Annotated in this window: 4 protein-coding genes; all 4 read left to right on the top strand. The window is 29.0% G+C overall.

Translation table 11 applies throughout. The features are described 5' to 3' along the window. Positions 1-50: 50 nt before the first annotated feature. Entirely contained in the window at positions 51-686 is a 636-nt protein-coding gene (locus ACOSP6_RS01210; RefSeq protein WP_422092336.1) for a hypothetical protein, read from the top strand. Positions 687-824: 138 nt separating this feature from the next. Next, entirely contained in the window at positions 825-1223 is a 399-nt protein-coding gene (locus ACOSP6_RS01205) for a hypothetical protein (protein ID WP_422092448.1), read from the top strand. 156 nt (positions 1224-1379) lie between these two features. Further along, the gene (locus ACOSP6_RS01200; protein ID WP_422095688.1) at positions 1380-2258 is read left to right on the top strand and encodes a hypothetical protein; all 879 of its coding nucleotides are present in this window, start codon (positions 1380-1382) and stop codon (positions 2256-2258) included. 165 nt (positions 2259-2423) lie between these two features. Then, positions 2424-2879, top strand: coding sequence for a hypothetical protein (locus tag ACOSP6_RS01195; protein WP_422092450.1), 456 nt, complete (start codon positions 2424-2426; stop codon positions 2877-2879). Positions 2880-2905: the final 26 nt, after the last annotated feature.

Genomic DNA, 2905 nt, shown 5'->3' with positions numbered 1-2905 from the left:
CGTCCTTTTCCCGCAAAAAATCATACACAAATACGTTACCAACAAGCTGAATGAACGAACTGCTAGAATTAAATAAAGAATTTTTGATTAAAGGCTATTTATGGATTAGTGGAATTCTGAGTAGCGGATTTTCAATATATCTGCTTTTCTTTTTTGCAGAAGTTCCAACTAAATGGGTGTTAATAATTTACTCTATAACTTTAATTTTTACACCTCTATTAGTTTTATCTGCTTGGATTTCTGACTGGTTCCGAAAAAGGAGATATAAAAAACGGATTCTTACTAAAAAACCATACTCGGAATTGGAAAAAATTGGATTTACAAAAAAAGCTATCAAAACAAATCATAATAGTTTGGTTGACTATATTAAGTTCGCTGAAATTAATGAATGTCAAGTTGCTTTTGATATCGACATAAGAAAACCAAAAATCGCTGAATTTAGTATTTACGGAATGACTGACCATCTGAATTCTAAAGACTACTTGAGAAAAGCAAAAGAATATGACTATTCGAATATTGACTTCTCTCGTTACTCTTTTACAAAACGAATTGACACTAGAAAACAAAAACTGAACTCAATACAAGAATTAGAAAAAATCTTAGTAGAATTGACTCACATTGTGAAAAAAGAAAAATATGAACCAATTCCAATAACTGAAATAAAGCCAGTTGGTAACAATGTATAACCGCAATTACGGCGGATTCGACTACGTCCGAATCCACTCGGTAATTACTAACGCTAGTTATTAAACAAAATACGTAACTTTAATCCCGTAACAACAGTTATACAAATACGTTGTGTGTAAGCTGAAAAACTGAATGAAATGCCTCATTATTTATTAGAGAGTTCTCAAGAATATGCAGAAGAGACCTTCCAAGAAGTCAAAATTAGATATACTGAATTTGGTAAAGACCTTTATGAGATTTTAAGAGTTTACGAACCTGAAATTTTTAAATATTTAAGATTTTATAAAGCAACTAAACTGGTTGAAAAAACCACTTGGGGAGAAATTGAAACTGAAAATAGTTATGCAATATTTGAGGATGGAAAAAAATCTTTCGGAATACTACTTGAGCCAATGACTCCTGTAATCTGTTTACATAATCAACTGACTAAAATAGAAATCGGAGATTGGAATGGGAATGATTATTATGGAGAATCTATCGAATTCATTAAGAAAGTGGTTTTGCAAAATGAAAAGCCTACACACAACAATGTATAACCGTAATTACGGCGGATTCGACTACATCCGAATCCACTCGGTAATTACTAACGTTAGTTTCTAAACAAAATATGTAACTTTAAGTCCGTAACAACAGTTATACAAATACGTTCTACGCAATTTGAAACAAACCATTGTAACTAAATGAAAACACTTTTGAATTTAATATTATTACTTTTTACATCAGTTACTTTTTGCCAAGTAAAACCTGATTTTAAAGTTTATCAATTTTTAGGAAATGATAGTATTAAAGGTCATATTTCAAGAATTGTAAAACATAATTCAAATGGAAAAATATCATTTGAAGAATTGATAAATTATAAAACTAGTCGCAATAACGGATTTATTGATGTACGAAAAATAAATTTTTACAAAGACACTATTTTAATAAAAACTTTAAAATCTTATCCAAAGTCTAAATCAACAGAAAAAGATAGTTCAAGAACTGAATATAAATACAATACTAAAAATCAATTGATTCAAGAAACCCATTTTGATTATAAGAGACGATTGAAAAAAAACATTAGAAAAGGCATTCAATATGGCGATTGTATTATTGAACCTTCTGATTATGAAGAAGTACCAACTTGGAAAATAACGTCACAGATTAAATTTACGTACAATAATAAAAGTAAAAAAACTGAATATTATGCATCTGAACACCATTGGAACAATCAGAATCGTTACAAATATGTTTATGATGAAAAAAACAGAATTATAAAAGAAACCTCTCTTGACCATAATAGAGTCATTTGGCATAAATATTATTCTTATGTCGAAAATGGATACAATTATTTTTTAGATTGGTATGGAGAATTTAAGGTTAATACAATATCTGATTGGCCATATAAATACAAAATACGATTTAAAACAGATAGTAACGGAAATAAAATTGAGGAAACTAAATTAAACAAAGACGGTTCTCAAAATTATAGAGTTGTGAGAACAATCGATAGTTTCAATAGAATAGAAACTGAAAAAAGATATGATTCAAAAGACGAAATTGAATTGACTAAAATTTATATTTACGAATAAAAACTGCGTAGAACAACATGTATAATTCATTGCTAGTACACGCCTACTTACGAAAATCATAGCGGATTTTCTATTTGGTTTGTATTTGCTAGTTTAGTTGCTGAAACACGCAACGAAATCATACACAAATAAGTTAGCTTTCATTCCAAAAAAGAATAATTGAATATGAATATACTAAGAAAAAAAGACGAAATACTTGCGGCTCTTGGAAATATGAGAGCAATGAAAAAATTACATGTTGACACTTATACTGAGGATAAAATTAAAAATATTTCAGGTATAAAAATTGCTGAATCAAAAGAAGGTCAATTCTGGATTGAATTTCAAGAACTGAACGGAACCCTATTTATGAACTCTAAAATTTTGTCGAGAATTGACTTGAAAACGTTTAAGGGAGCGAAAATAATTTTATTGACTGATGAATACGAAATAGAGATTAATTCAGACGAAAAGACTATTGAGTCCGACTTCTCAAATATTTCTAATACTTGGATTACTAGAGTTAGTTTCATAATAGAACAAAAAGAAAGAGATCTTATTGAAAATAGAGAATTTGAGGAATTGGAATATATATTCAAGAAAAGCGCATTAAGATTGAGAGCAAAAAAAACGAAAAGCTAACACCGTGTATAATTAATTGCGGCTGT

It is taken from the genome of Tenacibaculum sp. MEBiC06402 (assembly GCF_049239625.1).
Classification (GTDB): Bacteria; Bacteroidota; Bacteroidia; order Flavobacteriales; family Flavobacteriaceae; genus Polaribacter.
Note: the sequence above shows the minus strand (reverse complement) of the source record. Positions and strands in the feature narration are given on the sequence as shown.